The 26,195-nt window shown below is 67.8% G+C and carries 27 protein-coding genes; 17 read left to right on the forward strand and 10 right to left on the reverse strand.

Features of this window, described 5'->3' with window-relative positions:
• Positions 1-204: 204 nt before the first annotated feature.
• Complete coding sequence (locus FGL98_RS05840) at positions 205-2,433, reverse strand: helicase-associated domain-containing protein (RefSeq protein ID WP_146315803.1); 2,229 nt, start codon at positions 2,431-2,433, stop codon at positions 205-207.
• Between the two features lie 108 nt (positions 2,434-2,541).
• Between FGL98_RS05840 and FGL98_RS05845 the strand changes: the two genes are divergently transcribed.
• The 12 genes from FGL98_RS05845 (at position 2,542) to FGL98_RS05900 (ending at position 13,468) form a co-directional block, all read left to right on the forward strand.
• Entirely contained in the window at positions 2,542-4,230 is a 1,689-nt protein-coding gene (locus tag FGL98_RS05845; protein ID WP_146315804.1) for an AMP-binding protein, read from the forward strand.
• Positions 4,227-5,141, forward strand: coding sequence for an aldose 1-epimerase family protein (locus FGL98_RS05850; RefSeq protein ID WP_146315805.1), 915 nt, complete (start codon positions 4,227-4,229; stop codon positions 5,139-5,141). The genes FGL98_RS05845 and FGL98_RS05850 overlap by 4 nt, the downstream gene beginning before the upstream one ends.
• Before the next feature lie 106 nt (positions 5,142-5,247).
• A complete protein-coding gene (gene menD / locus FGL98_RS05855; RefSeq protein ID WP_146315806.1) occupies positions 5,248-6,984 on the forward strand; it encodes a 2-succinyl-5-enolpyruvyl-6-hydroxy-3-cyclohexene-1-carboxylic-acid synthase in 1,737 nt (578 codons plus the stop codon).
• Positions 6,985-7,203: 219 nt separating this feature from the next.
• Complete coding sequence (locus tag FGL98_RS05860; RefSeq protein ID WP_246136393.1) at positions 7,204-8,325, forward strand: ABC transporter substrate-binding protein; 1,122 nt, start codon at positions 7,204-7,206, stop codon at positions 8,323-8,325.
• A 43-nt stretch (positions 8,326-8,368) separates the two neighbouring features.
• The gene (locus FGL98_RS05865; RefSeq protein WP_146315807.1) at positions 8,369-9,223 is read left to right on the forward strand and encodes an ABC transporter permease; all 855 of its coding nucleotides are present in this window, start codon (positions 8,369-8,371) and stop codon (positions 9,221-9,223) included.
• Positions 9,224-9,290: 67 nt separating this feature from the next.
• A complete protein-coding gene (locus FGL98_RS05870; protein ID WP_146315808.1) occupies positions 9,291-10,121 on the forward strand; it encodes an ABC transporter permease in 831 nt (276 codons plus the stop codon).
• A 2-nt stretch (positions 10,122-10,123) separates the two neighbouring features.
• Positions 10,124-11,185 (forward strand): ABC transporter ATP-binding protein, encoded by a 1,062-nt coding sequence (locus FGL98_RS05875; RefSeq protein ID WP_146315809.1) that lies wholly within the window; start codon positions 10,124-10,126, stop codon positions 11,183-11,185.
• Between the two features lie 307 nt (positions 11,186-11,492).
• Positions 11,493-11,987 carry a hypothetical protein gene (locus tag FGL98_RS05880; RefSeq protein ID WP_146315810.1) on the forward strand — a complete coding sequence of 165 codons (495 nt, stop codon included), beginning with the start codon at positions 11,493-11,495 and terminating at the stop codon, positions 11,985-11,987.
• Between the two features lie 269 nt (positions 11,988-12,256).
• A complete protein-coding gene (locus FGL98_RS05885) occupies positions 12,257-12,514 on the forward strand; it encodes an Arc family DNA-binding protein (RefSeq protein WP_222432034.1) in 258 nt (85 codons plus the stop codon).
• A complete protein-coding gene (locus FGL98_RS05890; protein ID WP_146315811.1) occupies positions 12,511-12,789 on the forward strand; it encodes a type II toxin-antitoxin system RelE family toxin in 279 nt (92 codons plus the stop codon). The genes FGL98_RS05885 and FGL98_RS05890 overlap by 4 nt, the downstream gene beginning before the upstream one ends.
• Positions 12,790-12,867: 78 nt before the next feature.
• On the forward strand, positions 12,868-13,152 hold the full coding sequence (locus FGL98_RS05895) for a hypothetical protein (RefSeq protein ID WP_146315812.1): 285 nt from the start codon (positions 12,868-12,870) through the stop codon (positions 13,150-13,152).
• The gene (locus FGL98_RS05900; protein WP_146315813.1) at positions 13,139-13,468 is read left to right on the forward strand and encodes a type II toxin-antitoxin system PemK/MazF family toxin; all 330 of its coding nucleotides are present in this window, start codon (positions 13,139-13,141) and stop codon (positions 13,466-13,468) included. The genes FGL98_RS05895 and FGL98_RS05900 overlap by 14 nt, the downstream gene beginning before the upstream one ends.
• Positions 13,469-13,585: 117 nt before the next feature.
• Here FGL98_RS05900 and FGL98_RS05905 read toward each other — a convergent pair whose 3' ends face one another.
• Positions 13,586-13,996: a DUF6924 domain-containing protein gene (locus FGL98_RS05905; RefSeq protein ID WP_146315814.1), complete on the reverse strand. Its 411-nt coding sequence runs from the start codon at positions 13,994-13,996 to the stop codon at positions 13,586-13,588.
• A gap of 356 nt (positions 13,997-14,352) precedes the next feature.
• On the opposite strand from FGL98_RS05905, the gene FGL98_RS05910 reads away from it, so the two are divergent.
• Positions 14,353-14,907 (forward strand): type 1 glutamine amidotransferase domain-containing protein, encoded by a 555-nt coding sequence (locus FGL98_RS05910; protein ID WP_146315815.1) that lies wholly within the window; start codon positions 14,353-14,355, stop codon positions 14,905-14,907.
• Between the two features lie 226 nt (positions 14,908-15,133).
• On the opposite strand, the gene FGL98_RS05915 is transcribed toward FGL98_RS05910, so the two are convergent.
• From FGL98_RS05915 to FGL98_RS25285, 3 genes are all read right to left on the reverse strand, one after another.
• Positions 15,134-15,673, reverse strand: a complete 540-nt coding sequence (locus FGL98_RS05915; RefSeq protein WP_186526005.1) for an ISAs1 family transposase — start codon at positions 15,671-15,673, stop codon at positions 15,134-15,136.
• A gap of 816 nt (positions 15,674-16,489) precedes the next feature.
• Complete coding sequence (locus tag FGL98_RS05920; RefSeq protein WP_146315817.1) at positions 16,490-17,080, reverse strand: RICIN domain-containing protein; 591 nt, start codon at positions 17,078-17,080, stop codon at positions 16,490-16,492.
• Positions 17,081-17,825: 745 nt separating this feature from the next.
• Positions 17,826-17,999 carry a hypothetical protein gene (locus FGL98_RS25285; protein WP_186526006.1) on the reverse strand — a complete coding sequence of 58 codons (174 nt, stop codon included), beginning with the start codon at positions 17,997-17,999 and terminating at the stop codon, positions 17,826-17,828.
• A gap of 362 nt (positions 18,000-18,361) precedes the next feature.
• Between FGL98_RS25285 and FGL98_RS05925 the strand changes: the two genes are divergently transcribed.
• Positions 18,362-18,619 (forward strand): hypothetical protein, encoded by a 258-nt coding sequence (locus FGL98_RS05925; RefSeq protein WP_146315818.1) that lies wholly within the window; start codon positions 18,362-18,364, stop codon positions 18,617-18,619.
• Positions 18,620-19,113: 494 nt separating this feature from the next.
• On the opposite strand, the gene FGL98_RS05930 is transcribed toward FGL98_RS05925, so the two are convergent.
• A complete protein-coding gene (locus tag FGL98_RS05930; protein ID WP_146315819.1) occupies positions 19,114-20,253 on the reverse strand; it encodes an NHL repeat-containing protein in 1,140 nt (379 codons plus the stop codon).
• Between the two features lie 68 nt (positions 20,254-20,321).
• On the reverse strand, positions 20,322-20,612 hold the full coding sequence (locus FGL98_RS05935) for a hypothetical protein (protein ID WP_146315820.1): 291 nt from the start codon (positions 20,610-20,612) through the stop codon (positions 20,322-20,324).
• A 644-nt stretch (positions 20,613-21,256) separates the two neighbouring features.
• Between FGL98_RS05935 and FGL98_RS05940 the strand changes: the two genes are divergently transcribed.
• The 3 genes from FGL98_RS05940 (at position 21,257) to FGL98_RS05950 (ending at position 23,339) form a co-directional block, all read left to right on the forward strand.
• Positions 21,257-21,709, forward strand: coding sequence for a hypothetical protein (locus FGL98_RS05940; protein ID WP_146315821.1), 453 nt, complete (start codon positions 21,257-21,259; stop codon positions 21,707-21,709).
• A 359-nt stretch (positions 21,710-22,068) separates the two neighbouring features.
• Positions 22,069-22,587, forward strand: coding sequence for a sigma-70 family RNA polymerase sigma factor (locus FGL98_RS05945; RefSeq protein WP_146315822.1), 519 nt, complete (start codon positions 22,069-22,071; stop codon positions 22,585-22,587).
• The gene (locus tag FGL98_RS05950) at positions 22,584-23,339 is read left to right on the forward strand and encodes an anti-sigma factor family protein (protein ID WP_146315823.1); all 756 of its coding nucleotides are present in this window, start codon (positions 22,584-22,586) and stop codon (positions 23,337-23,339) included. The genes FGL98_RS05945 and FGL98_RS05950 overlap by 4 nt, the downstream gene beginning before the upstream one ends.
• A gap of 172 nt (positions 23,340-23,511) precedes the next feature.
• On the opposite strand, the gene FGL98_RS05955 is transcribed toward FGL98_RS05950, so the two are convergent.
• From FGL98_RS05955 to FGL98_RS05970, 3 genes are all read right to left on the reverse strand, one after another.
• Positions 23,512-23,778, reverse strand: coding sequence for a Txe/YoeB family addiction module toxin (locus FGL98_RS05955; RefSeq protein ID WP_146315824.1), 267 nt, complete (start codon positions 23,776-23,778; stop codon positions 23,512-23,514).
• Complete coding sequence (locus FGL98_RS05960; protein WP_146315825.1) at positions 23,775-24,017, reverse strand: type II toxin-antitoxin system Phd/YefM family antitoxin; 243 nt, start codon at positions 24,015-24,017, stop codon at positions 23,775-23,777. Before FGL98_RS05960 ends, FGL98_RS05955 begins: the two co-directional genes overlap by 4 nt.
• Before the next feature lie 854 nt (positions 24,018-24,871).
• A complete protein-coding gene (locus FGL98_RS05970) occupies positions 24,872-26,158 on the reverse strand; it encodes an isochorismate synthase (protein WP_146315826.1) in 1,287 nt (428 codons plus the stop codon).
• Positions 26,159-26,195 lie beyond the last annotated feature (37 nt).

The following is a 26,195-nucleotide window of genomic DNA, read 5'->3' on the forward strand; positions in this document are numbered from 1 at the left end:
ACCGGTCGACGTCGGCAGTAGCGGCTCGACTATTGCCCAGAACTCATCGGAAATCTGATCCTCACGCACCATGCATCCCACGCTCTCAACGTCAGCGCCGAATCTTTGGGAGACACGCTCTAGTCACCCCACGAAGTTCTCCGCTCGTGCCTCGCTTCGATACTTCGCGGGGACCCCGTCATGCGGGGAGCGGCTGTCAGGGCCTTATGCGGGCGCGACACCGGTGATCCGGTGTATCGAAAACGTCTGCGTCCGGTCGTCGTCCGTGACACCGACTGCCCGCCCGCCTTCGACGCGGTGCGGTGTGAAGAGGGTGCGTCGCACGCTGCCTGATGCGTCGACATACCCGATCCAGACAGGCACCTGTTCTGCGGTGGCGTCCTGCAGCATGCCTAGCGTGACCGTCGGATCGGTCGCCGGTATGCGAGGTCCTGCCTTCGGCGGCTGCTGCGCGCGCGCCGTCTCGGCCTGACGCAGCTCCGAGACCATCGCTCTCGCTGCCGGCTCATCGAGCACCGTCACCTGCACCGGGTGAGCACGAGCATGCCGAGAGTGTGCACGGGGCGGCGTGCGTCCGGTAATCACGACACCACCGTCGGAGGTCTCGGCAATCGGCGAGTGCTGGTGCTCGCGCAACAGGTCCAGCACGGTCCCGGGGCTCGCGGGGGACACCAGCACGGACGGCGCAATCCGACGAAGCTGCAGTGGTGACAGGTCACGATCGGCGAGCATCGCGGTCAGCGCCGTCTCGTCGTCACTGCGGACGTAGGAACTGGCCGTGCCGACGCGGGCCTGTCCGTGCCGCCTGGCCAGATCCGAGATCAGGTAGGTCAAGGGTTGCGGAAGCGGCGTGCTGCTGGCTCCCTGCAGGGTCCGAAGCAGCTCGTCACTGGTCATGCCGGTGTCGAGGGCGCGGCGAACGCTCGCCTTCGTGAAGCGGAATACCGTTGCGCCACCGCGCGACTCCACATCGGCGGCCACATGCATGACGCGGCGCAACGAGTCTTCCAGCGGACCTGGCGCTATCGCTGTCAGGTCGGCCTGGATCAGCACGTGGTCGACGGGTTCTGGAAAGTGCGCGCTCATGGCGGCACTCACGTCGTGCCCGTCGACGACTGCGCGGCCTGCGGACGACAGCGCCCCGCGACCGGTGAGGCCCAGCCAGCCGGCTTCGCGCAGAACAACGTCCGCTCGAGTCGGCACGCCAGGCGGAAGACGCAGTGGGCGATGCCACCGTAGTAGGACATCAACCGAATGAGTTTCTGCCACAGTTCCTTCGGGCAGGGTGGCAACGGTGCGCAGGACGTCCTGACGGCGGTGCCGGATCAGTGGCCAGGCGGCTCCGGGGCCAAGCACGTTGATCGTGGGGGCACTTCCCGTGCGCGAGGGAGGGTGCTCGCCTCCGGTGCCTACGAGGAACGGCGCGCGAATCGTCTCCCACCAGGCGTCGACCAGTCGCGCCCACCGCTCGATGGGGGTGCTCGCAGCCCAGTTGTCATACTCCGACGTCGGCAGCCAGCACGGCTCGAGCTGGCCATCCTCGCTGAGGAGGCCTGCGGCGTAGGCCAACTCGATGATGAAGGCGCTGAGCTCCGGGGACGCCTCCAGTCGGGCGGTCGCGATCCGATGATCACGGACGCTGAGCCCACCGGAGCGCAGCACGCGGGGTGGGTCCGTCTCCCAGGCGGTCGCCAGCTCCTCCAGCCGCCAGAGCAGCTCGAGCGCCTCCGCACCCGCAGCGGCGTCGACGTCAGCCGAGGTGAGGACTTTTCCCTCCGGCGGTGGAGGACGCAGGGCATCGGGATACAGTTGCCCGCCGCGCAGTGCCAGCCCGACCTCGCGGGGGATAGTGCCGGTCTCGAGGTCGGTGCGAACCATGAGCCCGGCATCGGTCAGCTCGGTCAGCACCGTGCGTCCGGTGGCACCGGTGAACGCCGCGCTCGGATGCGTCCACCGCAGCTGGTCGATGGCCTTGCGCGCCCCGCTGGACAGGTGGTTGTATGCCGCGTCGGCGTCCACCGCCCGCGTCGCGGCCGGTAGGTCGGCGGTGGGCGGGCCGAGCTTCGCGGGCCGGGTCAGCAGCTCGCCGACCGCACGGGCGGTGCGCAGTCCCTCCGGCGAGCGCCAGAGCAGCCCGGCTGCCCACAGATCCTGCAGCAACGGGTCGATCTCCGCAGTGGTGCAGCCGAGCAGCCGGGCCGGATCGTTCTCGTCGCCGCTGACCAGGACGGCCTCCAGGGCGTGCAACTGGTCGGCCTCCAGGCCCCCGAGTGCTCGTTGCACACTGGCTCGGGTCGAGGCTCGTGCGGCGAGGGCGGTCAGGTCGCTCGGTGCCGGCCGGGCAAGGTCTGGTCGACGTTGCAGCAGCACACGTAGCTCGTCGTCGCTGCGCGTGCGAAGGTCCTCGGCGTAGCTACGCGCGGTTGACGGCACGGCACCCAGCCTATTGCGTCTCTCCGATGGCGGATCGGCCGTCTTCGGCTGGGCGGATTCCAAGCGATGCCCCGGTCCGCGATCTAAGGTTGAGGCTGCACCGCAACGATGTGTCCCTTGGAGGTCATTGTGTCCGAGCCGCCCGTCCCGTCCTACAGCTCAGCAACGTCGCAGGAGCCGCTGCTCGGCGACACGATCGGGGACAACCTCGCGCGGACCGTGGCGTCGTTCGGGGATCGGGACGCGATGGTCGATCTGCCCAGCGGGCGTCGCTGGACGTATGACGAGCTGCTGACCGACGTCGACCGGGTCGCCAAGGGGCTCATCGCCGCCGGGGTCCTCAAGGGGGACCGGGTGGGGATCTGGGCGCCGAACTGCCCGGAGTGGACCCTGCTGCAGTACGCCACGGCACGCATCGGCGCGGTGCTGGTCTGCGTCAACCCGGCCTATCGCTCGCATGAGCTGTCGTTCGTGCTCAAGCAGTCGGGGATGAAGCTGCTGGTCAGTGCCGTGCAGCACAAGACCTCCGACTACCAGGCGATGGTCGGCGAAGTGCGAGAGAGCTGTCCGAGCCTGAAGGATGTCTACTTCGTCGCGGTCGGCGGTGGGGAACCGCATACCGGTCCGGACAGCTGGCAGGCCCTGCTCGACGGTGGCTCGGGCGTCGCCGATGACGACATCAGTTCTCGTGGCGCCGCATTGACCGCGGATGACCCGATCAACATCCAGTACACCTCTGGCACAACGGGGTTCCCGAAGGGTGCAACTCTTTCGCACCACAACATCCTCAACAACGGCTACTTCGTCGGCGAGCTGGTCAGTTACACCGAGCACGACCGGATCTGCATACCCGTGCCCTTCTATCACTGCTTCGGCATGGTGATGGGCAATCTTGCGGCCACCTCGCACGGGGCGTGCATGGTGATCCCGGCGCCGTCCTTCGAGCCAGTCGCCACACTGGACGCGGTGGTGTCCGAGCGGTGCACCTCGTTGTATGGCGTGCCGACGATGTTCATCGCGGAGCTCGGCCTGGACACGTTCGACGCCTACGACCTGTCCACCCTGCGGACCGGCATCATGGCGGGATCACCCTGCCCGGTGGAGGTGATGAAGAAGGTTGTCGCGCAGATGAATATGACCGAGGTCGCCATCTGCTACGGCATGACCGAGACCTCCCCGGTCTCCACGATGACGAGGGTGGACGACGACCTGGCACGCCGCACGGAGACGGTCGGGCAGGTGATGCCGCACCTCGAGGTCAAGGTCATCGACCCGGTCACCGGTCTGACGGTGCCACATGGTGAGGCGGGCGAGTTCTGCACGCGTGGATACAGCGTGATGCTGGGCTACTGGGAGCAGCCGGAGAAGACCGCCGAGGCGATCGACGTTGCCCGCTGGATGCACACCGGCGATCTCGCCACCATGGACGCGGACGGCTACCTCAACATTGTCGGCCGGATCAAGGACCTGGTGATCCGTGGCGGTGAGAACATCTACCCTCGGGAGATCGAGGAGTTCCTCTACACGCACCCGGACATCGCGGACGTCCAGGTCATCGGGGTACCCGACCAGAAGTATGGCGAGGAGCTCATGGCGTGGGTCGTGATGCGCCCCGGCACCACCCCGCTGACCGCGGAGGCGCTCGCGGGATTCTGCCAGGGCCGGCTCGCGCACTACAAGGTGCCGCGCTACGTGCACGTCACCGACGGATTCCCGATGACCGTCACCGGCAAGATCAGGAAGGTCCAGATGCGCGAGGAGTCGGGCAAGCTGCTGGCGGAAGGGGGCCGTTCATGAGCTTCCCCAGCGGCGAGCAGTGGACGATTCGACACGGCGACCAGGAGGTCACCGTCGTCGAGGTCGGCGGGGGACTGCGCACCTACACGATCGGCGGAGTCGACGTGCTGCACGGGTATGCCGCCGACGCGCGAGCCGACGGCGGCCGTGGGCAGGTGTTGATGCCCTGGCCGAGTCGTATCGGAGACGGCAAGTACACCTTCGACGGGGTGGACCAGCAGCTGCCGATCACCGAAGTGCCGAACCACAACGCGATCCACGGCCTGGTGCGCTGGGCGATGTGGACGGTCAGGCAGCGTTCGGACTCCTCGGTGAGCGTTGCCCATCGACTGTTTCCGCAGCCCGGGTGGCCGGGGTCCCTGGACCTGCAGATCACCTACGCCCTCGGAGCCGACGGGCTGTCGGTGACTCCGTCGGTCACGAACCTCGGCGCTGCCTCGGCGCCCTTCGGGTATGGCGCGCATCCCTACCTGACGGTGGGAGAGGCGAAGGTCGACGAGGTCACGCTGACCGTCCCGGCCCACACCAGGATCAACCTGGATGACCGGTTGCTCCCCGTAGACGCGGCGCCCGTCAGTGGTGCTGCCGACTTCCGCACCCCACGGCAGATCCGGGACACCGTCCTGGACAACACCTACACAGACCTGGCTGCGACGGACGGCGTCTGGCGCGCGCGCCTCGAGCATGGCGGCCGGTCGACCGCGATGTGGGCGCAGGCGGAGGTCTTCGGCTACGCCCAGGTGTTCAGCGGTGACACGCTGCCACCCGGGCGGGCTCGGTGCTCCGGCCTGGCGGTGGAGCCGATGTCCTGTCCGGGCGGTGCGTTCGCCAGCGGCGACTCACTGATCGTCCTCGAGCCGGGGCAGGTCTGGACCGGCACGTGGGGCATCACGGCGACGCTGCCGACCTGAGCTCTCACGGGGGTTGCGTTCGGGCGGTGCATGGACCTGCCCGAGGACGACGACGAGGTGCCCGAGCGCGCGACCTGACGTGTCACGTCACGGCGAGTGCGGGAGGATGAGGCGTGTGAATCCCTCGACTGCCATCGCCACGGTCCTGATCGACGAGCTGATCCGGCACGGTGTGCGGGAGGTGGTGCTGGCTCCCGGTTCCCGCTCGGCACCGCTCGCGTATGCCGTGGAGGAGGCCGACCGGGCAGGTCGGCTCCGTCTGCACGTGCGGGTCGACGAACGATCCGCCGGTTTCCTCGCCCTCGGCCTGGCGAAGACCACGCGGATGCCGGTCCCGGTGATCACCACCAGCGGCACCGCAGTCGCCAACCTGCACCCCGCCGTGCTCGAGGCGTCGCAGGGGCATGTGCCGTTGCTGGTGCTCAGCGCAGACCGGCCGCAGGAGTTGCGCGGCACCGGCGCGAACCAGACGACCGACCAGGTCAAGATCTTCGGTGGGGCGACCCGCTGGTTCCACGAGCTCGGCACTCCGGAACGACGAGCGGGCCAACAGGCGATCTGGCGCTCGGTGATCGGGCGAGCCGTCGCCGAGAGCCGCGGTCTGCCGTCGGGCGACCCCGGCCCGGTGCACCTGAATGTGCCGCTGCGGGACCCGTTGGTGCCGACGACGGACGAACAGCCGTGGCCGGAGTCGCTGGAGGGTCGTGCGCACGGTGAGGCGTGGCTGAGTCTGCGGACACCGAGCAGTCACCGGGGTTCGGCGCCGGCCGGCCCAGGAATCGCGCCCGTCCCGCAGACCTTGGTCCTCCTCGGTGACCTGCCGAATCCGACACAGGCGGCGGAGCTTTCGGAGCTGGCAGATGCTGCGGGATGGCCAGTCATGGCCGAGCCGTTCGGGCAGTACAACCGCGGTCGCGCCACGGCGAACGGCCCGCTGATCCTGCGGGCGCAGGAGTGGCTCGAGGACAACCTGCCCGAGCGCGTGCTCATCGGCGGGCGGGTGACCCTCGACCGCTACGTGGCCAGGCTGTTGCAGCATCCGAAGGTCTCTGTCGAGGTCGTCACCCCGCTGACATCTTGGGCGGACCCCGGCCACGTTGTGCGCCGGGTGCACGACTGGGCCGACATCGAGCGCAGCCATCAGGCCGTCTCGTCGTGCGTGGACCGCGCCTGGGCCTCTCGGTGGCGTCGGGCCAACAGTGACGTCGCGCGGGCGGTGAGTCCGTTGATCGACGAGTCCTGGCCGAGTGGGCCGGCGGTAGCCCGCACCGTGGCGCACAACCTGCCGGAGTACGCCGGTCTGTACGTCGGCTCGTCCAACTCCGCGCGCGACCTGGACCTTGCGCGGGACCCGCATCGGATCGCCTCGGGGGTGGTTGCCGTGGCCAACCGTGGGCTGGCTGGCATCGATGGGCTGGTCTCCTCGGCGGTAGGCATGTCGCTCGCCCGTCCCGGGCGCGCGGCATACGCCTTGGTAGGCGACCTGACCTTCCTGCACGACGCGAACGCCTTGCTGATCGGACCGGAAGAGCCGCAACCCGACCTGACCGTGGTCGTGATGAACGACAACGGTGGGGGGATCTTCGGCACCCTGGAGCCGGGTCAGGCCCGCCTTGCTCGGTCGTTCGAGCGGGTATTCGGCACGCCGACGGTCGCGCGGATCGGCGCTTTGTGCGCGGCTCACGGGGTGGAGCACGAACTGGTCACGCAGCGCGACGTGCTCGCCGATCGGATTGCGCATCCGAAACCGGGGCTGCGGGTTGTCGAGGTGGAGATCCCGCGCGAGCCCCAGCGGCAGCTGCGCGAACGCCTGCGTCAGGCGGCGATCGACGCGCTGGCGTAAGGCACCGATGCGTTTGTGCGGCAGGCGGCCCGGTACCCGACGACAGGCAGCGTAGGTGGCCGATTTGTGACGACCGCCGTCTCGCAGATGACATTCCGGTAACATCCCGCGGTTCGGCACGGGATTTGCGACGCTGGCCGTAATCTCAAGATGTCCACGGCGGCTGTGCGACCTCTGCGCGCCACTGCCGCCGCAGCGCAAGGCATGTGGAGGCCACAAGTGAAGAGACTCAGCACCACAATCATGTCGGTGACGGCCGGTGTTGCGCTGGCTGCGGCCGCCGCCGGCTGCGCGGCCCCCTCGTCCTCCTCCTCGAGCAACTCCTCGGGAGCGGGCTCGGCGACCTCCGCCAAGGCGTTCGGCGGGATGGACGCCTTGGTCAAGGCCGCGAAGAAGGAAGGCACGCTGAACGTGATCGCGCTCCCGCCGACCTGGGCGAACTACGGCGCCATCATCTCCTCCTTCTCCAAGAAATACGGGATCAAGGTCAACTCCGCGCAGCCGGACGGCGCCAGTCAGGACGAGATCAACGCCGCCAAGAAGCTGAACGGGACCTCGCGCACCCCGGACGTGTTCGACCTCGGCCAAACGGTGGCCATGGCAAACACGAGCATGTACGCGAAGTACGAGGTCAGCACCTGGAACACGATTCCGAGTACCTACAAGGACCCGAACGGGTTGTGGACCAACGACTACGGCGGCTACATCTCGATTGGCTACGACTCCAAGAAGGTCCCCGCGGTCACCAGCCTGAACGACCTGCTGAAGCCCGCGTACAAGGGCAAAGTTGCGCTCAACGGTGACCCAACCCAGGCCGGTGCGGCATTCAGCGGCGTGATGATGGCAGCGGTTGCCAACGGCGGCGGCCCGAACAATATTGCGCCGGGCGTGAACTTCTTCGTCAAGCTCAAGAAGGCCGGCAACTTCCTGCCCCTGGACCCGACTCCCGCGACGATCGAGTCGGGACAGACCCCGGTCGTCATCGACTGGGACTACACCAATGCCGCGGAGACCTCGAAGCTGCCGTCGTGGAAGGTCATGGTGCCGAGCAATGCGGTTGTCGGCGGTTACTACTTCCAGGCGATCAACAAGGACGCCGCGCACCCGGCCGCGGCCCGGCTGTGGGAGGAGTACCTCTTCTCCGACGCGGGGCAGAACCTGTATCTGAACGGGGGCGCCAGGCCGGTCCGGGCCGACGCCATGGTCAAGAGCGGCACCATCGACAAGGCCGCCTTCGCCAAGCTGCCCGCGGTCAGCGGCAAACCCGTCATCGCCACGGCGGCCCAGACCAAGAAGGCCGCAACCTACCTGTCCACGAACTGGTCGAAGGTGACCAGTTGAGCGACCCCGGGTCTCGACCGGTCAGTCGAGTTGCGCGCGGCTCATGAAGACGCGGGCACGGCGGCTGCTGCCCACGCTGGGGTTGGTCCCGTTTCTTGGGTATCTCACGGTCTTCTTGTTCATCCCGACGATCATCATCGTCGTCGGGGCGTTCACCGACCACGGTCGGGCGAGCCTGACCAATATCCAGGGACTGGCCAACCCCACCGTGTGGCAGGCGCTGAAGCAGAGCCTCATTCTGTCGGCGAGCACGGCCGCGATCGGCGCGGTCTTCGGCAGCCTGCTGGCGTATGCGCTGGTGTCGGGCAACCCCAGTGGGTTGGCGCGGCGGGCGGCGACCAGCGTATGCGGTGTGCTCGCGCAGTTCGGCGGTGTCATGCTCGCCTTCGCGTTCATCGCGACGCTGAGCTACTCGGGCTCCTTGACCGACCTGCTGCGTGACCATGCCGGCATCGACATCTTCGGCAGTGGGTGGCTGTTTGCGCTGCCGGGCCTGATTCTGGTCTACAGCTACTTCCAGATCCCGCTGATGGTGATCGTGTTCCTGCCGGCGCTCGACGGCATCCGGGTGCAGTGGCGGGAGGCGGCCGAGAACCTCGGTGCGACAACCTGGCAGTTCTGGCGTCATGTCGGCGGGCCGTTGCTGTTCCCCGCGTTCTTGGGGTCGGCCCTGCTGCTGTTCGCGAACGCGTTCGCGTCGTATGCGACAGCGGCGGCCCTGGTGAGCCAGGGCAACCCGATCACGCCGCTATACATCCGTGCCGCACTCACCAGCGAGATCATCCTGGGCCGGCAGAACCTGGCCTACGCCCTGGCGCTCGAGATGATCGTCGTCGTCGCGATCGTCATGGCCGCCTACGCACTGCTGGTGCGCCGAACCTCGAAGTGGCTCTCATGATCAGCACCCCACAAAGTCCTCGCTCCTTCGTCGCTCAGTCCTCGGTCGACAGCTCGCGGAGGCTCACATGAGTAGGACTCCACGGCAGCAGCGAGCGCGCCGGCTGCGGACCTTCCGGATCACCGTCTTCGTGGCTCTGGGCCTGTTCTTCCTCGTCCCACTGATATCGATGGCCGAGTACAGCACGCGGGTCAATGGCGGGGGCCGCTCGGGCGCTGCCTGGGCGGCGCTCGTCACCGACCCCGACCTGAGGTCGGGCATCCTCACCTCGCTCGAGCTCGCCGTGCTCACGGTGGTCGGGATGATTGTGCTGCTCGTGCCGACCATGGTGTGGGTGCGCCTACGGGTTCCCAAGGCGGCGCGGACCATCGAGTTCTTGTGCCTGCTGCCGCTGACGATCCCGGCGCTGGTGATCGTGGTCGGCATCGCCCCCGTCTACGCGTGGGTGACCTATTTCTTGGGGAACTCGGCGCTGACGCTCACGTTCGCCTACGTCGTGCTCGTGCTGCCCTACTCCTTCCGCGCACTGGACGCCGGCCTTTCGGGCATCGACGTGCAGACGCTGTCCGATGCGGCCCGGAGTCTGGGCGCCGGGTGGTTCACGGTGATCGCGCGGGTCATCGTGCCCAACATTGCCTCGGCGCTGCTCTCGGCCGCCTTCATCTCGGTGGCGCTGGTGCTCGGTGAGTACACGTTTGCGTCGCTGCTGGACTTCCAGAACATGCAGGTCGTCATCGACTATCTCGGCAAGTCCAACTCCCAAGCCTCCGTAGCGGCCTCACTCGCAGCATTGATCTTCGGGTTCCTGCTGCTGCTGCTGCTCACACTGGTCGGACGGCGCCGGCGTGGGGAACCCGCCGTGCTGGCACCTACCCCACAACCTGGCCAGGAAGGATGACCATGGCAACTGCTGTCACCGAACGCACCGGACTCGAGGTCCGGCTGGAGGGCCTGTCGCGTCACTTCGGTGACGTGCGGGCCCTGGACAACCTCGATCTGACGCTGCACCCGGGTGAGCTCGTCGCCCTGCTGGGGCCGTCGGGGTGCGGCAAGACCACGGCGCTGCGGCTGGTCGCGGGCCTGGACGAGCCCGACGCCGGCCGGATCCTGGTCGGCGACCGCGACGTGACCCACATGCCCGCAAACAAGCGCGACATGGGCATGGTGTTCCAGTCCTACAGCCTCTTTCCGCACCTGACCACCCAGGAGAACGTCGCCTTCGGCCTCAAGCTGCGCGGCACGGATCGGGGCGCCCGCGAGAAGCGGGCCAAGGAGATGCTCGAGCTGGTTGGGCTGGGGCATCAGGCGAACCGCTACGCCAACCAGCTCTCCGGCGGCCAGCAGCAGCGCGTTGCACTGGCCCGAGCGCTGGCGATCGAGCCATCGGTGCTGCTGCTCGACGAGCCGCTGTCCGCGCTCGACGCGAAGGTGCGCGCCCAGCTGCGCGACGAGATTCGGCGCGTGCAGCTGGAGGTCGGCACCACGGCACTGTTCGTGACCCACGATCAGGAGGAGGCGCTCGCCGTCGCCGACCGTGTCGGGGTGATGAACAAGGGCAAGATCGAGCAACTGGCGGAGCCGGAGACGCTCTACAACCAGCCCGCCAGCCACTTCGTGGCGGAGTTCGTCGGGCTGATGAACCGCGTACCGTGCCACGTGGCCGACGGTCGGGTCGAGGTGCTGGGCGCCACGCTGGGCGCCCGTGAGGGATCGCTGCCCTCGGGCCCGGGGGACGCACTGGTGCGCCCTGAGCAGCTCGAGGTGGCTGCCGCGGAGGGTGGATCCGGGCGCGTCATCACGGTGAGCTTCCTCGGATCGATCACACGCGTCAGGGTGCGGATGCCGAACGGGTCCGAGCTGCTTGCCCAGGCCTCGGGCGCCGAGGCTGCCCGGCTCGCCGCCGACCAGGTGGTCACGGTCAGCATCACGGCCGCCGATGTGCTGGTTGCACCGGCGGACTGAACCCCTCGTAACCGGCAGGGACCGGCCGCGCGCCATACGTCCATCGAGAGTCAGGCTCCCGACCACACGAGAATCGTGCTCCGCGACGTGCTCGGCCGAGTCGGGACGTGCATCCGCGCCGGTACTGCAGTTCGTTTGGGCCCTCCCAAACGCGCCGCGCAGCACCCGAAGCGCGGCACGCAACTGACCTTTTGCGTCGGCGTCGCGGGCGAGTGTCCAGATTTCGTTAAGAATGCACTGAACGTTTGACTTGGAGCCCGTATGTTCAACGCCCGAAGATTCGGCTGACGATCGCATGGATCACGAAATGGGTGACAATTCTGGCGTCGCTGGGCGAGCGATTGTGCAGGTCGCGGCGCTCGAACGCGGGCAGGCCGATGATCTTGTGACTGCCATAAATGTCGGCCGCACGACGTTCACCGTGATGCTTCCGGGCGATAGATTGCTCCGGTTGCCCTACGACATTTCCGCGGATGAGTTGTTCGCGGCGTTGTCAAGCATCGTGGCCGGTCTAGCGGCCGAAGTGCCCACACCTGATCACTTTCCATCCGAACCGCTGACCTGCCATCAGAAATGGACCGAGCTACTCGACGACATCGGTGGGTGGCACCAAATGCTGAACGGGGTGAGCCCCGGCCTGCGACTCGCATCGATCCGCCGCACCGACGCGGTTGCCGACATCACTGTCACCGACGACCACCGGCGCACGACGACCACCATCCCCCTTGACGACGGGCACCTCGTCGTCGGCCTCAACGACGACATCGCCACCCGGTTCGGCACACTATCTGGACACACATGACACTTGAGTTTCGGCCACCGGCGACGGTCGCGGCGTTCTTTACAGTGGCGCGCTCGACGCCGTTGACCACGATCGCGAAGGCAGGGAGCCGATTCGTCCACGCTGACTTCTCGCGTCGAAACCCGGATCGTTGATGTCATGCAGTGCCGACCTTTCCTGACCGCGTCAAGGATGCCAACCTGCTGACGGGAGCGGTTAACACCCCGCCCAGTGGACGATCCCCTCGAAGCAGGATGAACCAATATGGTGCAGTTTGATACCATCACGTCATGGCTATGACATTGCGCCTACCGGCTGAGATGGATGAGGCCCTGCGTGCAGCCGCCGCCGAGGACCACCGCAGCGTGCAGCAGGAAGTGGCTCACGCCATCGAGGACTACCTTGCTCGACGCGAGACCGAAGAGATCAAGTCCGACCCCGAGACGCTGCGCGCCCTTGCCGAGGCGCGTGAGTCGGTTCGGGCCGGTGATGTGGTCTATGGCGTCGAAGCAGCCCGCGCTCTGGTCCGCGACCGCGACGCTTCGTGAAGGAACCCTACGAACTCGGTACTGCCGGACCTGCACGACGAGCCCTCGCCGATCGACTTCCACCCGAGGTGGCCGCAGCAGCCGTCGAACTCATCACGGGCCCCCTCCTGGAGAACCCTCAGCGTGTCGGCAAGGCGCTGACCGAGGAGCTCACCGGTATCCGCAGTGCTCGACTGGGCAGGGACTTTCGCGTGCTCTACGAGATCGATGACACCAAGCACACAGTGATCGTGCTCGACATCCGACACCGAGCCAACGCCTACCGACCACGCTGACGCATGGCGAAACGTCACCGTACGTCGATCGGCAACCGGACGCTTGACAAATCTGCCTGTACGACAGACTGTATACACATGGCGACTTCAACTGGCACGACTGAGGTGTGGCAAGCCCGCATTGGGCGCGGCTTCGCCGAGCAACTGCAGCAGGACGCCGTAGCGCTGGGACTGGACGGGCGCACTGACATCGTCAAGGCTGCTTTGCAGCTGCTCCACCGGCGGGCGGCTGAGGAACGAATGGCAGGCAGTGTCGAAACCTTCTACGCCGGTGCGACGCCGCCACTACCCATCGGGGTGCTGCCCGACGACGCAGACGAGCCGGACCCCAACGACGTGATGGGCGCCAGTGGCCCAGCCTGAACCCCTGCGTGGCGAGGTCTGGGAGGTGCGCTTCCCCGCGTTCGGACTCCACCCGGCCGTCGTGCTCAGCGTCAACCCGCTCAACGCGCGTCTTGGCCACGCCGCCGTGATCCCCATCACCGGCACCCGCGGGCCCGAAGGCACCCACGTCCCATTGACTGCTGACGTTGGGCTGACGCGTTACCCGGAGTCCTACGCCGACGTCACCGGCCTCCAACCAGCCGCCCGCAGTCGATTCCGGCGACGACGTGGACTACTGGCCAGCGCCGAGATCGCCCACCTCGAGGACAGGCTCCGCATCTACCTCGGGCTGTGACCGGTGAACGATCGGCGGGACGGTCGCTGCGGTGACCGTCGCATATTCACCGTGCGGAGCAGTTCCGGAGATCTGAGCCCTGGGCAGCGATCTGCCACACTTCGTCGCCGATGATCGTTAGACGAACCCTCGGAAGATTCCTTGCGAGTCAACGCACTTCGCGAAGTCTTCCCAGTCCATGTTCGAGATGTTGAGATTGTTCTCGATTGCCCATAGCTCGGATGCGATGGAACGAAAAGACGACCGATGCTCAACGAGGTCGATGACCACGATCGGAAAGTCCTCAGTCGTGAGGGTTTTCTCATCTGCGCTGAAGAGGATTGACGGCTCACTCGAGTGCGGCAGAGCCGCTCGGAGTTGATCTGGCAAGTATTCGTACCAGTCCGGGTCGTCTACGAACTCGACGTACGCACGGAATCCGTCATCGTTCTCGGTCAGGACCGCGGACACGAGACGCATCCATTCCTTGTCGTGACCGGCATCTGCGCGAACTAGTAGCGAGGAATTGGCAATCGGCAGCGGAGGCACCAGTTGAGTCTCTCAGTAGAACCACCCGCGGGTCCGATCTTCAACCGGCGACGTGTTCGGGGCCGTTCCGCATAGGGCACCCACGTGGGACGGTCGCGGAGATATGAGCTCCGATCCTCGATCTGCCGGAGTGCCGTCGCCGGTGATGGTACGGCCTACGGAACAGCCCTAAACGCGTCGCCGTAGGTCGATGGTCTATGGCGACCGCGACGGCGACGGTTGAGTGGCTTGAGCCGCGCCGGCTACTCAGCTGAGCTTGACCCCGCGGGAATGCTGCCTCCTCGCCGAGCGCTGTACCGGAGGACCGCCGGAGGAAAGTTTCCCGTGACGCCGGTGGCTGAAGAGGAGCGAAATATATGACCGCGCAAGGCAAGAAAGCGCTCGTCCTGGTGACCGACTTCGGTGTCGAGGAGGCGGAGTTGCTTCGTCCTGTCGAAGACTTGAAAAGGGCCGGCGTCGAAGTGACTGTGGCCTCCGACAGTGGAAACACCGTCCAGACCGTGAGCGGCGACAAAGACTGGGCATCGACCTACAAACCGGACACCTCGCTCGACGCCGTCACCGCGAACGATTTCGACATCATCGTCCTCCCGGGAGGCACGGTGAACGCCGACACCTTGCGCGGCAACGAGAAGGTACAGGCCTTGTTGCAAGCTGTCAGCCGCGCCGGTAAGCCGATCGCCGCCGTCTGTCACGCCCCGTGGGTGTTCATCGACGCCGCTCTCGCCGAGGGCAAGACATTGACGTCATACACCAGCGTCAAGATTGACCTGGAGAACGCGGGTGCGACCTGGGTGGACGAGCAGGTCAAGCGATGCCCGGCAAATGGGTGGGTCGCGATCACTTCGCGCAATCCTGGCGATTTGGACGCTTTTGACCAGGCGATCGTCGACGAGTTGGCGCACGCCTGACCGTCCGTTGGCAGCGGGTTCCTGCCCACGTCGACCCACTACCGAGCACGAGCATCGACCGGTAACCGCGAGGTCGCCGAAGGGAATCCACACAACTCGCCGACGCCCTCATCCGCTTCCACGACTCTCAGTCTCGGTAGACCATCGTCACGCGGAGCGTCACCGTACACCGATCACTGGCATGCGGAGCATGCCACATGGGGCAGGGCCCCGGAAAGGTCGCGTTTCAGCAGGTCAGCAGTAGTGTGATGGCCTGTTCGGGATGCCTGGCGTGATGTCGTAGGCCGGCGGCGATGTTGTCCCATCCGGCCATGCGGAGCAGGCCGATCACGGTGCTCCGAACGGTTGCCATAGTCCGCGGCGCACGCCCGGTGCGCACTTGTGACAGGTCCTCTCGAAGCGTCGAATCACGCACATAGTGAAGACGATTCTCCACACCCCGGTGTCCTCGAGCCCATCCTGCGAGCACGTCCGGTGGCGCGTCGTGACTGCTGGCGGAAGTGATCAGGTAGACGACCTCGATGGTCTTGGCGCCGTTGCAGGTGACGGTGCGACGGAGCTGAGCGACCTGGGCTGCGCCGGGGAAGTCGACCCAGTGGGGTACCTCGGTGACCTTGGTGGTGCGGGTGGCGCGCTGGCCGTGGGCACGGGTGGTCTGTGATGTGGCGGGGATGTCTTTCCAGGGCAGCTTCTTCAGCTTGGCACGCAGCGTCGGGGTATTGCCTTTCACCGTGAGCACGTAGTCGCCACCCGTGGACCGTTTCACGACCCGCGCCGCCACCAACGCCAGTGGAGCTCGGTTGGCATGTCGCGACCGGCCAAGTACACGAGCCGGAACGATACGTGCCAGTTCGAGGTTCGATGGCCGAAGTGCAGCAACTCGCGGAGACGCTGACGACGCCGTGACCTGTTTGAAGTTCGCCGGAGGCTATTCGGACGGGCGCCCCGTCTTTGGCCCCGAGTGGATCGACAACCCCATCGGGTGGTTCATGACCAAGAGACTCGCGCACGAACCAATCGGTAAACCAGCGGCAGGCATCCTGAGTACCGCTGTCGATGGCGCGATCGTGACCGCGCAGGTCACGCTCGGCGCCTCCGGCAGAACCGATGCCCTGGCACAGCCTCGAACCGGTGCACAGCGAATGGGTCGACGACCAGCAGCCGACGACAGCCCAGGTCCGACCGTCGTGTGTCCCGCTCGCCAGTATCACTGGCGGATAGTCAGCAACCCTTCCCGGACTTCCGCAGATGGGAGGCACGCGATTCGGCGGAAAGGGCCTGTGACCTGCGCAAACGTGCATTGAGGGGGTTTGGGGTCGTGTTACTACACGACGTTGTCGGCGCGGGTTTGGTCAGTCGGCGGCCGGGACGGTGAAGAACCGCGGCGTATCTGAGATAGCTAACCAGTTCGCCGGTGGGAGTCCCAGGTGGTCCGGTGATCGATGCGTGATGCGCTTTCCACCCTCCCGTACAAGGAGACCCAGCACCCACAGGGAGGCTCCCTCCCGGTGGGTGCCACGTCGACGGGCGTTGCGCTTGCCTTGCAGCATGGGCTGCGCCTGCCCCCAGCCGGCGCGTGGGGTCAGTCGGTGGAGAACGACTGGTTGGCACCGCCGTTGGGATACCAGGCATCGATCGCCGCGCCGGGCCACGGGCTGTTGCCGTCCACGTCGACGTCCAGCCCGGTCTCGGGGTTGGACATGGTGGCGACGGCGCCCAAGTCGCCCGGGTTCAACCCGGTGTTCCACAGCTGGCTCCAGCCGCCCCAACACGGGTACTGGTACAGCTGGTCGCCCGCCACGCCGTCGGTGGTCAGGCACTGGCCGCTGTTCTGGTTGACGATCTCGTAGCTCCCGCCTCCGGCGTCGATGAAAGACCAGGCCTGGTTGGCCCCGCCGTTGGACCACCAGTCGATGACCGGCGCGCCGGGTGCGGTGGACGCACCGGACACGTCCAGTTGCAGGTAGAAGGTGTTGTTCGGGGTCAGGTGCGTGGTGAAGGCTGTACTGGCCGAAGCGGTGCCGGCGCCGGCCGCGATCAGCACGGCGCTGCACGCGGCGAGGCCGGCGGCGGTGCCGACCCGCCGCAGCCCGCGGCGGCGGTTGCTGCGGGCACCGACGGGTGAATCGGTGGTCGAGACAGTCGCGGTTGTGTCAGTGGTGGTGCGAAACATGATGATCTCCTGTGGTCGACCGGGGTCGCCCCGAGAGACGAGTGCCGGTGGGCTGATGGCCGCGGACTGGGCCACATCACAAGGGTCTCGGCCGGCGGACCGCGAGGCGAGGGTGCCACCCGGTGTCTCGACATGGGGGTGTCCACACCCCTACGGGGCCGCCTGAACGCGGTGCGCCTGGCGAAACCGGCACCGCTGCGGCCGGCTCCCAGATCGCCGATGAGTCCGCAATCACCCGACAGACGATCTGCGCCACCTAACCAAAGCCGAACAACTCCAAGGAAATTCGAGCACAGACACACCACCATGAGTGCGGTGCCGGAACCGCTCCACTCCGTGTCGAAGCTACCTTGCCCCTGGGCACACGTTCGGGAGTACCGGGCCCACTGCCCCCGCCGGTCGCCCTCCCCGGGCCAGACTGCGTAGGTATACGAGCGACCTGGGCGAGCGACTCAGCCTCGACAGGCGTCCACGCCACGATGACCGCGACGGGCGGCGACAGCCCCGGTCAGGTACCCGCCGAAATACCGATGATGATCGGACCACACGGCGAACGCGCCCACGTCCACGCCGACAACCCATGCCCACGCAACGGGCACAGTGCGGCGCCTGGCAACTGTGTCATTTACGGAACCAGCACCGGCGACGGAGAGGGTGAGATGCGCCTCGAGCCAGAGTCGTTCCGCCGGGGTGACCTATACCGGTCGTCTGCCGAAGCCGTTGCAACCAGACCGAGAGCCGATGGTCAATCGCGAAGCTTGACGATCTGCTCCTTCGGAACGTAGAAGGTGACTTCGCCGGTGTCGGCATCCACCCTCGCCTTGAGGTCCACCTTCTGCCGGATGCGATGCCCGTGAGAGATGGACACGGGGTACGAACTCGCTGCGTAGACGTCACAGTTCTCGATGACTTCGCTCATCGCCCGAACATAACGCGGTTTCAGCCGGATCTCCTCGCGGTCCTGGCCGAGGGATGCGGGAACCGTACCGTAGGGAGCACCGTAGCGGAACAGCCGGCTCGCGGCCCCAAAGGTCTGGACATGGCGGGATAATTGGCGAAGGGTGGGGATTCATTCTGCGGCGGTGGTGGCGGTGTGCAGACCCATTCGGACTGCCGGAATGGCGCCGGTTTGACCTGGTCGGCCCTGGAGGCTGCTTACGTCGGCGCCGACCACCCGCTGATAGAAGGCGATCGCTTCGGATGGGCGCGCGACCCATCGTTCGGGCTGGATGTCGCTGATAGTGAGTCCGAGCAGGTCGCGGTTCCCGGCAAGGCCGTGGTATGCACGCGTGCACCCGCCAACAGCAGTTCCGCGGCGACCCGCGCACGACGGATCTGGCCAGTGGTGTCGCCGGTGCGGGCGGTGGCCGATTGGAACCGGTGCTCCACGGTCTGGCCGGATGCGTTCACGCGGTGCCTGATGAGCGTTGCGGCCGCCACCGGGTCGCGGACGAGGCCGCTGCTGCCACGAGTCTGGCCACCAACGCTTCGGCGTCGTCGACGACCTCCCGTCCGGCCGGGTCGTGGTCGGCCGGATGAGAGGTCGTGGCGTTACGCCTCGGGGGTGATGATGACCAGCCCGGCCCGGGCCGCGCCAACGGGGGAGTTGAACCCCCGTTGGCCCCGGCACCGCCAGTCCCGGCCAATCCCGGCTGACCGCCGCCGCCGGCCGTTCCGTTCCTGCCGCTCCCGCCCGCGCCGCCGATACGCGCGACGGGACGGCTCCCAGCGCGGGTCTGCTCGTGGGCCAAACTGGTGGAACATTGGTTCCATCCCGTTCGGCACGTGGCGGGAGCATTCCGCTGCCGGTGCCCCTGACCTAGCCAGCCACCAGGCCCGCGCCGACTGGTGCCGCCGCCGGCTGGGTTGGCAATGGTGGCTGGGCGGTCCGCAAAGGAGGCGACTGCTGGGGTGAGGCCGGGATGGGCACGGGTGGGCTCGCTTGGCTCGTGGTCTGGGTGGTCACGGTGAATCGCGGGGTGGGTGGGGACTCGCGGTCGTTACCTCCGTGGTGTTCTGCTGGCCGGGCCGGGTCAGTGGAGCAGGTTCAGGGTGTTGGTGTCGTCGTTGACGTAGTACACGCCGCGCGGGTGGGTGCTCGTGGCCAGCCCGAACAGGGCACCGCCGGGCGGGTCGACGGGGTCCAGATCGCGGGTGGTGATCACCGTGCCGCGGGGGGTGATCTCAACGAGGGTGTTGTCGCCGCTGTTGACGGTCAGCAGGTCACCGTCGTGAGTCAGCGCCAGCCCGAGTGGCCCGTTCAGGGGCGCCCCGGAAGCGACCGTGGCCCGCCCGGCGCCGGCATCGACCGGAGTGCTGCGGGTCAGGGCGCGGGGAATGCGGGCAATGCGGGAGCCGGCCGTGTCGGCCACGAACAGCGTCCCCCCGGGGGCCAGGGCCAGGCCGGTCGGTCCGACTACGAGTGCGGCCGGGTCGGTGCGCACCGGTAGGTCGTCCGCGACCACCGTCGAGCACAGGATGCGGGGCCGGGCTCCGCGCAGGTCCAGCCTCAGCCGGATAACATCACCGCGCCGGGTCGTCGGTGGCTGCCCGGCTGTGATGCCGGGTAGTACGTTGCTGACGAACAGGTCCGCGGTCCGGCCGTGGTCGGCGGTGGTGGCGTCCCAGGGCCCGTCGATACCGTGGCCGCGCAGGACTGCCCGCACCTGCCCGCGGGGGTCCAGCACGATCAGCGCGCCCGGTCGCATGGTCGCGGGGGTCCCGTCGGTGGTCGGCAGGCTGCCGACGATCACCCAGCCGGATCGCAGCACCACCAGTGCGGTGCTCAGTCCGACGCCGCCGGGTACGGAGGCGGCCCCCACGTGCGCGAACAGGCGCCGGTGCCCGCGGGGGGAGATCTCCACGATCGTGCTGCCTCGACCCTGCTGCCCGCCCGGGCTGCCGGTAGTGGGGGCATTGTTGAAGTTGCTGACCAGCACGTCGCCGACGATCAGCCGGCCGGTGCTGCGCGGGACCACGGCCACGCCGTAGGGGTTCACGTCGCCGTTGCCGGGGATGGTGCTGGCGACCACGTGGGTGCGGGTGAACCCGGTGTTGGTCCCACCGGCCGCCGTTGCGACCGCGGGTGCGGTCAACGAGGTCGCGGCCAACACCGCGGCCAGGGCCGTGCCGGCGGCCAGTAGCCGGGACGGGTGACCCGAGTGTGCATGCATGAGGTGCCTCCTGAGGATTGCGGAAAGTGACGTGTAACTGGGGGATACGAGTGGAGTGGAGGGGCTGTTCAACCCGGGCGGTCCGCCACTGGAGGGCGGTGAGCCCGACGAGCTGATCGGGTCGGCCGGCCAGCGTGCCGTGACAGCTGCAGCCCGGTCGCGGCCAGCAGCGCGGCCACGGCCTGGATGCGGAACAGGCCGGCCTCGCCGACCAGCGCGCCGCGGACCGGGGTGTAGAACATCGCATCGCGCAGGTGCACCACCGCGTCGATGACCAGCGCCGCCGGCACGGCCAGCCGCAACAGCGGCAGGAAGGTCGGGCCCGGGGTGGGGGGTGCCGGTGCCGCGGTAGGGCTCATCTGTTGCCATCCCCGTCGTTGGGTCCGCCGGAGTTGTCCGCGTCGCCGTCACCCCCGTCGCCTTGCGAAATCGGGTTCGTCGGTGCCGGTCGCGTGGTGGGGCGTGCCGGCGGCCGCGCCGGGAGACTGGCTGACGGTGCCGTGACCGGGGCATGCGTGGCAGGGGGGCCGGCGACCGGTGCCGGGGCGGGTTGACGCCCGTCGACGCGGGCGTCGAACCAGACACCGTTGATGCCCTGCCAGTGGGTCTGCCCGGGCTCGTGGTCCCCGGCGAAGGTGTACGGCGGGCGCGACGCGGCGTGTCGAGGGCAGCGCCGCTGCCAGGTGGTGCTGGTATGAGCCGGGTGCGGTCGCCTCCGGCGTGCCTGCCGCCTGCCCAGCGGCGCCGGCGCCGCAGGCGGCCAGCGTCAGCGCGAGCACCCCGATCGTGGCCGCGCCGCCGCGCCGATGCCGTGTCCTGGTGTGCATGACCATCTCCACGTCCTTTGAGCTTTCTGCCTTCCGCGACCACGGGGGATGCTGGTAGGTACGTGTTAGGGCAGCCGCCGGTTCACTCCTCCCGAGTGCCCGGCGATGAGTGAACCGAACGCGATGCAGCCACGTACCTCGTGCGTCACCTTTTGGCGAGTCCCCCGGAGGAACACATGAACCAGCACCACACGACCACCACCTCTGCACGGCTGCTGACCAGGGGTCTGGCCATCGCGGCCCTGGCCGGCATCGCGCTGGTCCACCTGGTCGAGATCCCGGGCGCGTTCGGGCCGATGCCCGTCTTGTGCGCGATGTTCATCGCGCTGACTGCGGGCGCGGTGGTCGTGGCCGCCGCCCTGGTGCATGCCGACCGCCGGGTGCTGTGGGTCGCTGCCGGGCTGACCGCGGCCGGCGCGTCCGGCGGGTACTCGCTGACTCGGCTGGTCGCGGTGCCGTTTGATACCGGGGACGTGGGCAACTGGGGCGAACCGCTCGGGCTGGTGTCTCTATTCGTGCAGACCTGCCTGCTGCTGTTGTGCGGCTACCGGCTGCTCATCCTGCGCGACCTGCCAGCCCGCATCGACCAGACCGGGCCCGCCACCAGGTCGGTCAGCAGCCCCGGATGAGCCAAACCGACGGAGATCCGGCGTCGAGCTCGCGACCGGCCAACCGGAGACGTGACGTCTCCTGGCGCGTGGCCACCACACTCGACGGTTCCGCCAGTCGCCGTTGTCGTCGACCCGACGCCCATAGCGGGTCCGGACGACCCCGGCCCCGCTGGTCGCAACGACAGAAGCGCCGACGCAGCCCCGGGCGCCCCTGCGGCGGGTCCCGGCCGGTGATGCCGCCTGCTGCGTCCGACCACGCGGTTTCGTCACATGGCCGGGTGAACTCTCGAACCGCTCACGTCGTGTCCGTAGTGCCTGCTCCTCGTGGGGGCCTGCCGCCCGGGGCAATTCAGGAGCTCTGCTGAAGGAGGTGACCGATGACCGACACCAACCAGGACACCCTGCTGCGCGCCCTGCACGACCAGCACGCCGATGCGCTGTGGGCCTACTGCGTACGACTGACCGGCGATCGCACCTATGCCCAGGATGTCACCCAGGAGGTATTGCTACGAGCCTGGCGCCACCCCAAGGTGCTGGATCAGTCCCAACGCTCGGCGCGGGCGTGGCTGTTCACCGTTGCCCGGCACCTCGTCATCGACCAGTGGCGAACCCAGCGGGCCCACCGCGAGGTGGTGACCGACCAGCTGCCCGAGCCGCGTCCGGACTCCAGCGTCGAGGACACCGATCGGTTGCTGCAGTCCTGGGTCGTCGCTGAGGCCCTCGACCAGCTGTCCCACGAGCATCGCCAGATCCTGATCGAGTGCTACTACCGTGGGCAGTCCGTGGCCCAGGCCGCGGCCCGTCTGGGCGTGCCGACGGGCACCGTGAAGTCCCGCACGCACTACGCGCTGCGCGCGCTTCGGCTCGCGCTGGAAGAGATGGGGGAGGCCCGGTGAACACCAACCCACCGCTGGACCAGTTCAGCCAAGATGCCGGCGCCTACGTCCTGGGGGCCTTGTCGGTGCAGGAGCGTCACCAGTTCGAGCTGCACCTGCGGGGCTGCCCGCGCTGCGCGCAGTCCGTGCGCGATCTCGCCGGGCTGCCGGGGCTACTGGCCACCGTCCCCGAGGCAGTCGCCGAAGCCGGGCCGGCCGGACCCGCACCGGACACCCTGCTGCCCGCACTCATCCGACAGGTCCGCCGCGGCCAGCGCCGCCGCCGGTGGCTCACCGCGGCTGCCGCTGCCGCTGCCGCTGCCGTGTTGAGTGTCGGCGGCCTCACCCTGGCTGGTGGCCCACCCTCCGGCAGCACCGACGCGCTGCCTCCCTCCGTCACGACCGGGACGACGCCGGCGCACAGCACGCAGGCCCGGTCAATGACCGTGCTGGCGCCCACCGGGCTGCGCGCCAGTCTTAGCGTGCAGGACGTCGCCTGGGGAAGCAGACTGGAGCTACGCTGCACCTACCCCACCAGCGCCGACATGATCCCGCCAGCGAGCAGCGTCGGCGAGCAACCGGAGTACCAGCCGCCGGAGTACCAGTTGATGCTGCGATCTACCACCGGCAGGACCCAACGCCTAGCGACCTGGCGGGCCGTCCCGGGCAAGACGATCACCATCACCGGGGCTACCTCCTGGACCCGCGCGGACATCGCCGACATGCAAGTACAAACCACCTCAGGCCAACCACTGCTCGGCCTGACCGGCTGAGCCAGCGACACAGCCAAGACCGCCAGAGCGCTCGCAATAGTCCTCACGTGGGACGGCTCCGTGCCCGGGGACACCTATCCGGCGCTCATCCGCGTGTCCAGCGTGCTGTGAACCGCGCAGCGGCTGGGATCTCGTCCCGTAAGCGGTCGATGGTGACGATGGATGCCCCTGCTCACTCATAGTGTGTCCACATTCGCAGTACGTGAACAACGTGCTCGTCGGGGAGCACCTCGTAGACCAGGCGGTGCTGGATGTTGATCCGCCGGGAATAGCATCCGGCCAGGTTGCCCACGAGCTTCTCGTAGCGCGGCGGGGTGGCGAACGGGTCCTCGGTGATGACGTCCAGGAGCCGTTGCGCCCGTTGCTTGAGGCCCGATGCCGCGAGCTTCTTGGCGTCCTTTTGTGCCTGGCGCGAATAGACCAGCGTCCAGTGGCTCACCAATCCAGTTCCGCAGATCCGGCCTCGACGCCCTCTTCGCGGGCCTGTCGGATGGACTCGGTCAAGCCGGGCACCGACTCAAGGAGCAAGGTCTCCTGGATCGCCCGCCAGTCGTCCTCACCGATGAGGACCGCGTTGCCGCGCTGGCCGGTGATCGTCAGTGGTTGGGACTCTTCGTTCACCTGGTCGATCAGGTTGTACAGGTTCGAGCGTGCAGCGGTTGCGCTGATAGCAGTCATCGTGAACCACCTCCATTTGAAGCGTACGTTATTACGTACGCTTGCGCAATCGGATCGCCCGGCCGCGCGACTACGCATATAGCCGCCTCGCGTCCCCTAATACGAACGGTCTGCGGTGAATGCGCAGGTCGCGGCGGTGCGCAAACGCGACCTGCCGATGGCCGTCCCGATAGCTGATGGGACGTGTCGCCGGGACGGGGATGTGCTACGGGACATCTACTGTCCTGCGATCTATGAACATTGCACAACCAACTTGGCGACATCGGATTCGTCCGATCTTCACCGCGCGTCGCGATCAAACTGGACCGGCTCTCGACAGCTCCACGTTGACCAACTCGTCTCGGGTCAGGTAGTCGACCGCGCCTCCCACGACAGAGACGGTGTCGATCGAGCGGACCTGGTCAATCAGCATGCGCTGGCCGACCGGTGATCTCCGGCTCTGGACGGTGGATGGACGGCCGGTCGACGTCGATGTCGGGATCACGGTCAGGACCGGCAGTGGTGAGTTCGACGGAGAGATCATCAGACCCAGACGCTGTCCACTTGCTCAAGACCGCGGGGCCGGTCAAGGTCGATCCGGTACACGGCTCCGCGGATCACCAGGCTTCGGGCCCTGCGTTGGCGTCTTCGCCCCTGAGCGCCTCACCGGCTGCGTGAAACTGTTCTCCAGCCACCGTTCGTGGTCCAAGAGCCACAACGCCCGACGCGTGCCCACTTTGAAGCGGGTTCCGGTGGTGCCGGGCCGTCGAGCTCGGATGAGAATGGCCCGGTCGCCGACGCCATACGTCCACCGAGAATCAACAAATGGCTGCGCGGACTGCCTGGCCGTGCGGGTTCGCGCTCGCGCGGTTGGGTCAGTCGCTGGTGAGGGCGTCGCGCATCGGGAGCAACTTGGCCTCGGACTCGGCGAGCTCGGCGTCCGGCTCGGACCCGGCAACAACGCCGCACCCGGCGAAGATCGTGATGTGCCGCGTGTCGTGCGGGTCGAGGGCGCCGCACCGCAGCGCAATACCCCACTCGCCGTCGCCTGCGGTGTCCATCCAGCCGACCGGGCCCGCATAGCGCCCACGGTCCATGTGCTCGAGCTCCTCGATCACCGCGGCGGCCGCGGCGGTCGGGGTCCCGCACACCGCGGCGGACGGATGCAGCGCGGCGGCGAGCTTCAGCGAGCTGGCCCGGTCGTCCAGCACACCGGCGACATCCGTCGCCAAGTGCATGACGTTGGGCAGGTGCAGGACGAACGGCGACTCCGGCACGTTCATCGACGTGCAGTGCGGGCGCAGCGCATCGGCAACCGAGCGCACGGCATACTCGTGCTCCTCGAGGTCCTTGGATGAGCGAGCCAGCGACCCGGCCAGGGCCAGGTCGCGCTCGTCGTTGCCGGTGCGTTGGATCGTTCCCGCCAGGATGCGAGACATCACCAGGCCCTTCTCCCGGCGCACCAGCATCTCCGGGGTCGCGCCGATCAGGCCGTCGACGCTGAAGGTCCACGTGTTCGCGTACTGCTCGGACAACCGCTGCACGAGCCATTGGGGGCCGATCGGTGCGGCCGCCTCGACCTGGACGTCGCGCGCCATGACGACCTTGTCCACGTCGCCGGCCTGGATCAGCTCGACCGTGCGGGCGATCGCGGTGGTCCATTGTGGGCCGGTCAGTGCGCCGTCGCTGTAGGCCAGCTCGCCGGGCGCACTCGCCGCCGGGGTGGGCACGATTCGTGGCGCAGGCGACAGCCGCCCGGCCGGGCTGATGTGCGTCACCCAGCTGACGCCATCACGTCGTCCGACGACCACGGCCGGTATGACGAGGGCCGCCCCCGCATCGGAGTGCGGGCTGAACGCGAACGAGCCGAACGCGATGGGGCCGCTTCCGGGCACATCGACGTCTGTGCGGCACACGGCCTGCGCGGACACCTGGCGCCACCAGGCCTCGGCGTCCTCGAACCGGTCTTCGCCGGTGGTGCGCACGCTGGCGGCGCGCCCCCAACCGATCAGGCCGTCGCCGTCGCGTAGCCAGGAGACGACGTCGCGAGCGGGGACGTCGGCGGGCACCAGGGCAGCCAGATCGCCGGGGTCGGGGATTGCGGTGGTGCGGGCGACCAGCGAGGGTGTGCCGGGCGCGTCGTCGACCAGGGGAAGGGTCATGGCCTACAAGAGTAGTCGCGGGACCGGGGGAGGGGCG

It is taken from the genome of Leekyejoonella antrihumi (assembly GCF_007845645.1).
Lineage (GTDB): Bacteria > Actinomycetota > Actinomycetes > Actinomycetales > Dermatophilaceae > Leekyejoonella > Leekyejoonella antrihumi.

Bases quoted from the DNA above. Each gene is read 5' to 3' on its own strand.
- FGL98_RS05845 (WP_146315804.1), top strand. From the start codon at position 2,542: ATGTGTCCCTTGGAGGTCATTGTGTCCGAGCCGCCCGTCCCGTCCTAC.
- FGL98_RS05850 (WP_146315805.1), top strand. From the start codon at position 4,227: ATGAGCTTCCCCAGCGGCGAGCAGTGGACGATTCGACACGGCGACCAG.
- menD (WP_146315806.1), top strand. From the start codon at position 5,248: ATGAGGCGTGTGAATCCCTCGACTGCCATCGCCACGGTCCTGATCGAC.
- FGL98_RS05865 (WP_146315807.1), top strand. From the start codon at position 8,369: ATGAAGACGCGGGCACGGCGGCTGCTGCCCACGCTGGGGTTGGTCCCG.
- FGL98_RS05870 (WP_146315808.1), top strand. From the start codon at position 9,291: ATGAGTAGGACTCCACGGCAGCAGCGAGCGCGCCGGCTGCGGACCTTC.
- FGL98_RS05875 (WP_146315809.1), top strand. From the start codon at position 10,124: ATGGCAACTGCTGTCACCGAACGCACCGGACTCGAGGTCCGGCTGGAG.
- FGL98_RS05880 (WP_146315810.1), top strand. From the start codon at position 11,493: ATGGGTGACAATTCTGGCGTCGCTGGGCGAGCGATTGTGCAGGTCGCG.
- FGL98_RS05885 (WP_222432034.1), top strand. From the start codon at position 12,257: ATGGCTATGACATTGCGCCTACCGGCTGAGATGGATGAGGCCCTGCGT.
- FGL98_RS05895 (WP_146315812.1), top strand. From the start codon at position 12,868: ATGGCGACTTCAACTGGCACGACTGAGGTGTGGCAAGCCCGCATTGGG.
- FGL98_RS05910 (WP_146315815.1), top strand. From the start codon at position 14,353: ATGACCGCGCAAGGCAAGAAAGCGCTCGTCCTGGTGACCGACTTCGGT.
- FGL98_RS05920 (WP_146315817.1), bottom strand. From the start codon at position 17,080: ATGTTTCGCACCACCACTGACACAACCGCGACTGTCTCGACCACCGAT.
- FGL98_RS25285 (WP_186526006.1), bottom strand. From the start codon at position 17,999: ATGAGCGAAGTCATCGAGAACTGTGACGTCTACGCAGCGAGTTCGTAC.
- FGL98_RS05925 (WP_146315818.1), top strand. From the start codon at position 18,362: ATGCACGCGTGCACCCGCCAACAGCAGTTCCGCGGCGACCCGCGCACG.
- FGL98_RS05930 (WP_146315819.1), bottom strand. From the start codon at position 20,253: ATGCATGCACACTCGGGTCACCCGTCCCGGCTACTGGCCGCCGGCACG.
- FGL98_RS05935 (WP_146315820.1), bottom strand. From the start codon at position 20,612: ATGAGCCCTACCGCGGCACCGGCACCCCCCACCCCGGGCCCGACCTTC.
- FGL98_RS05940 (WP_146315821.1), top strand. From the start codon at position 21,257: ATGAACCAGCACCACACGACCACCACCTCTGCACGGCTGCTGACCAGG.
- FGL98_RS05945 (WP_146315822.1), top strand. From the start codon at position 22,069: ATGACCGACACCAACCAGGACACCCTGCTGCGCGCCCTGCACGACCAG.
- FGL98_RS05960 (WP_146315825.1), bottom strand. From the start codon at position 24,017: ATGACTGCTATCAGCGCAACCGCTGCACGCTCGAACCTGTACAACCTG.
- FGL98_RS05970 (WP_146315826.1), bottom strand. From the start codon at position 26,158: ATGACCCTTCCCCTGGTCGACGACGCGCCCGGCACACCCTCGCTGGTC.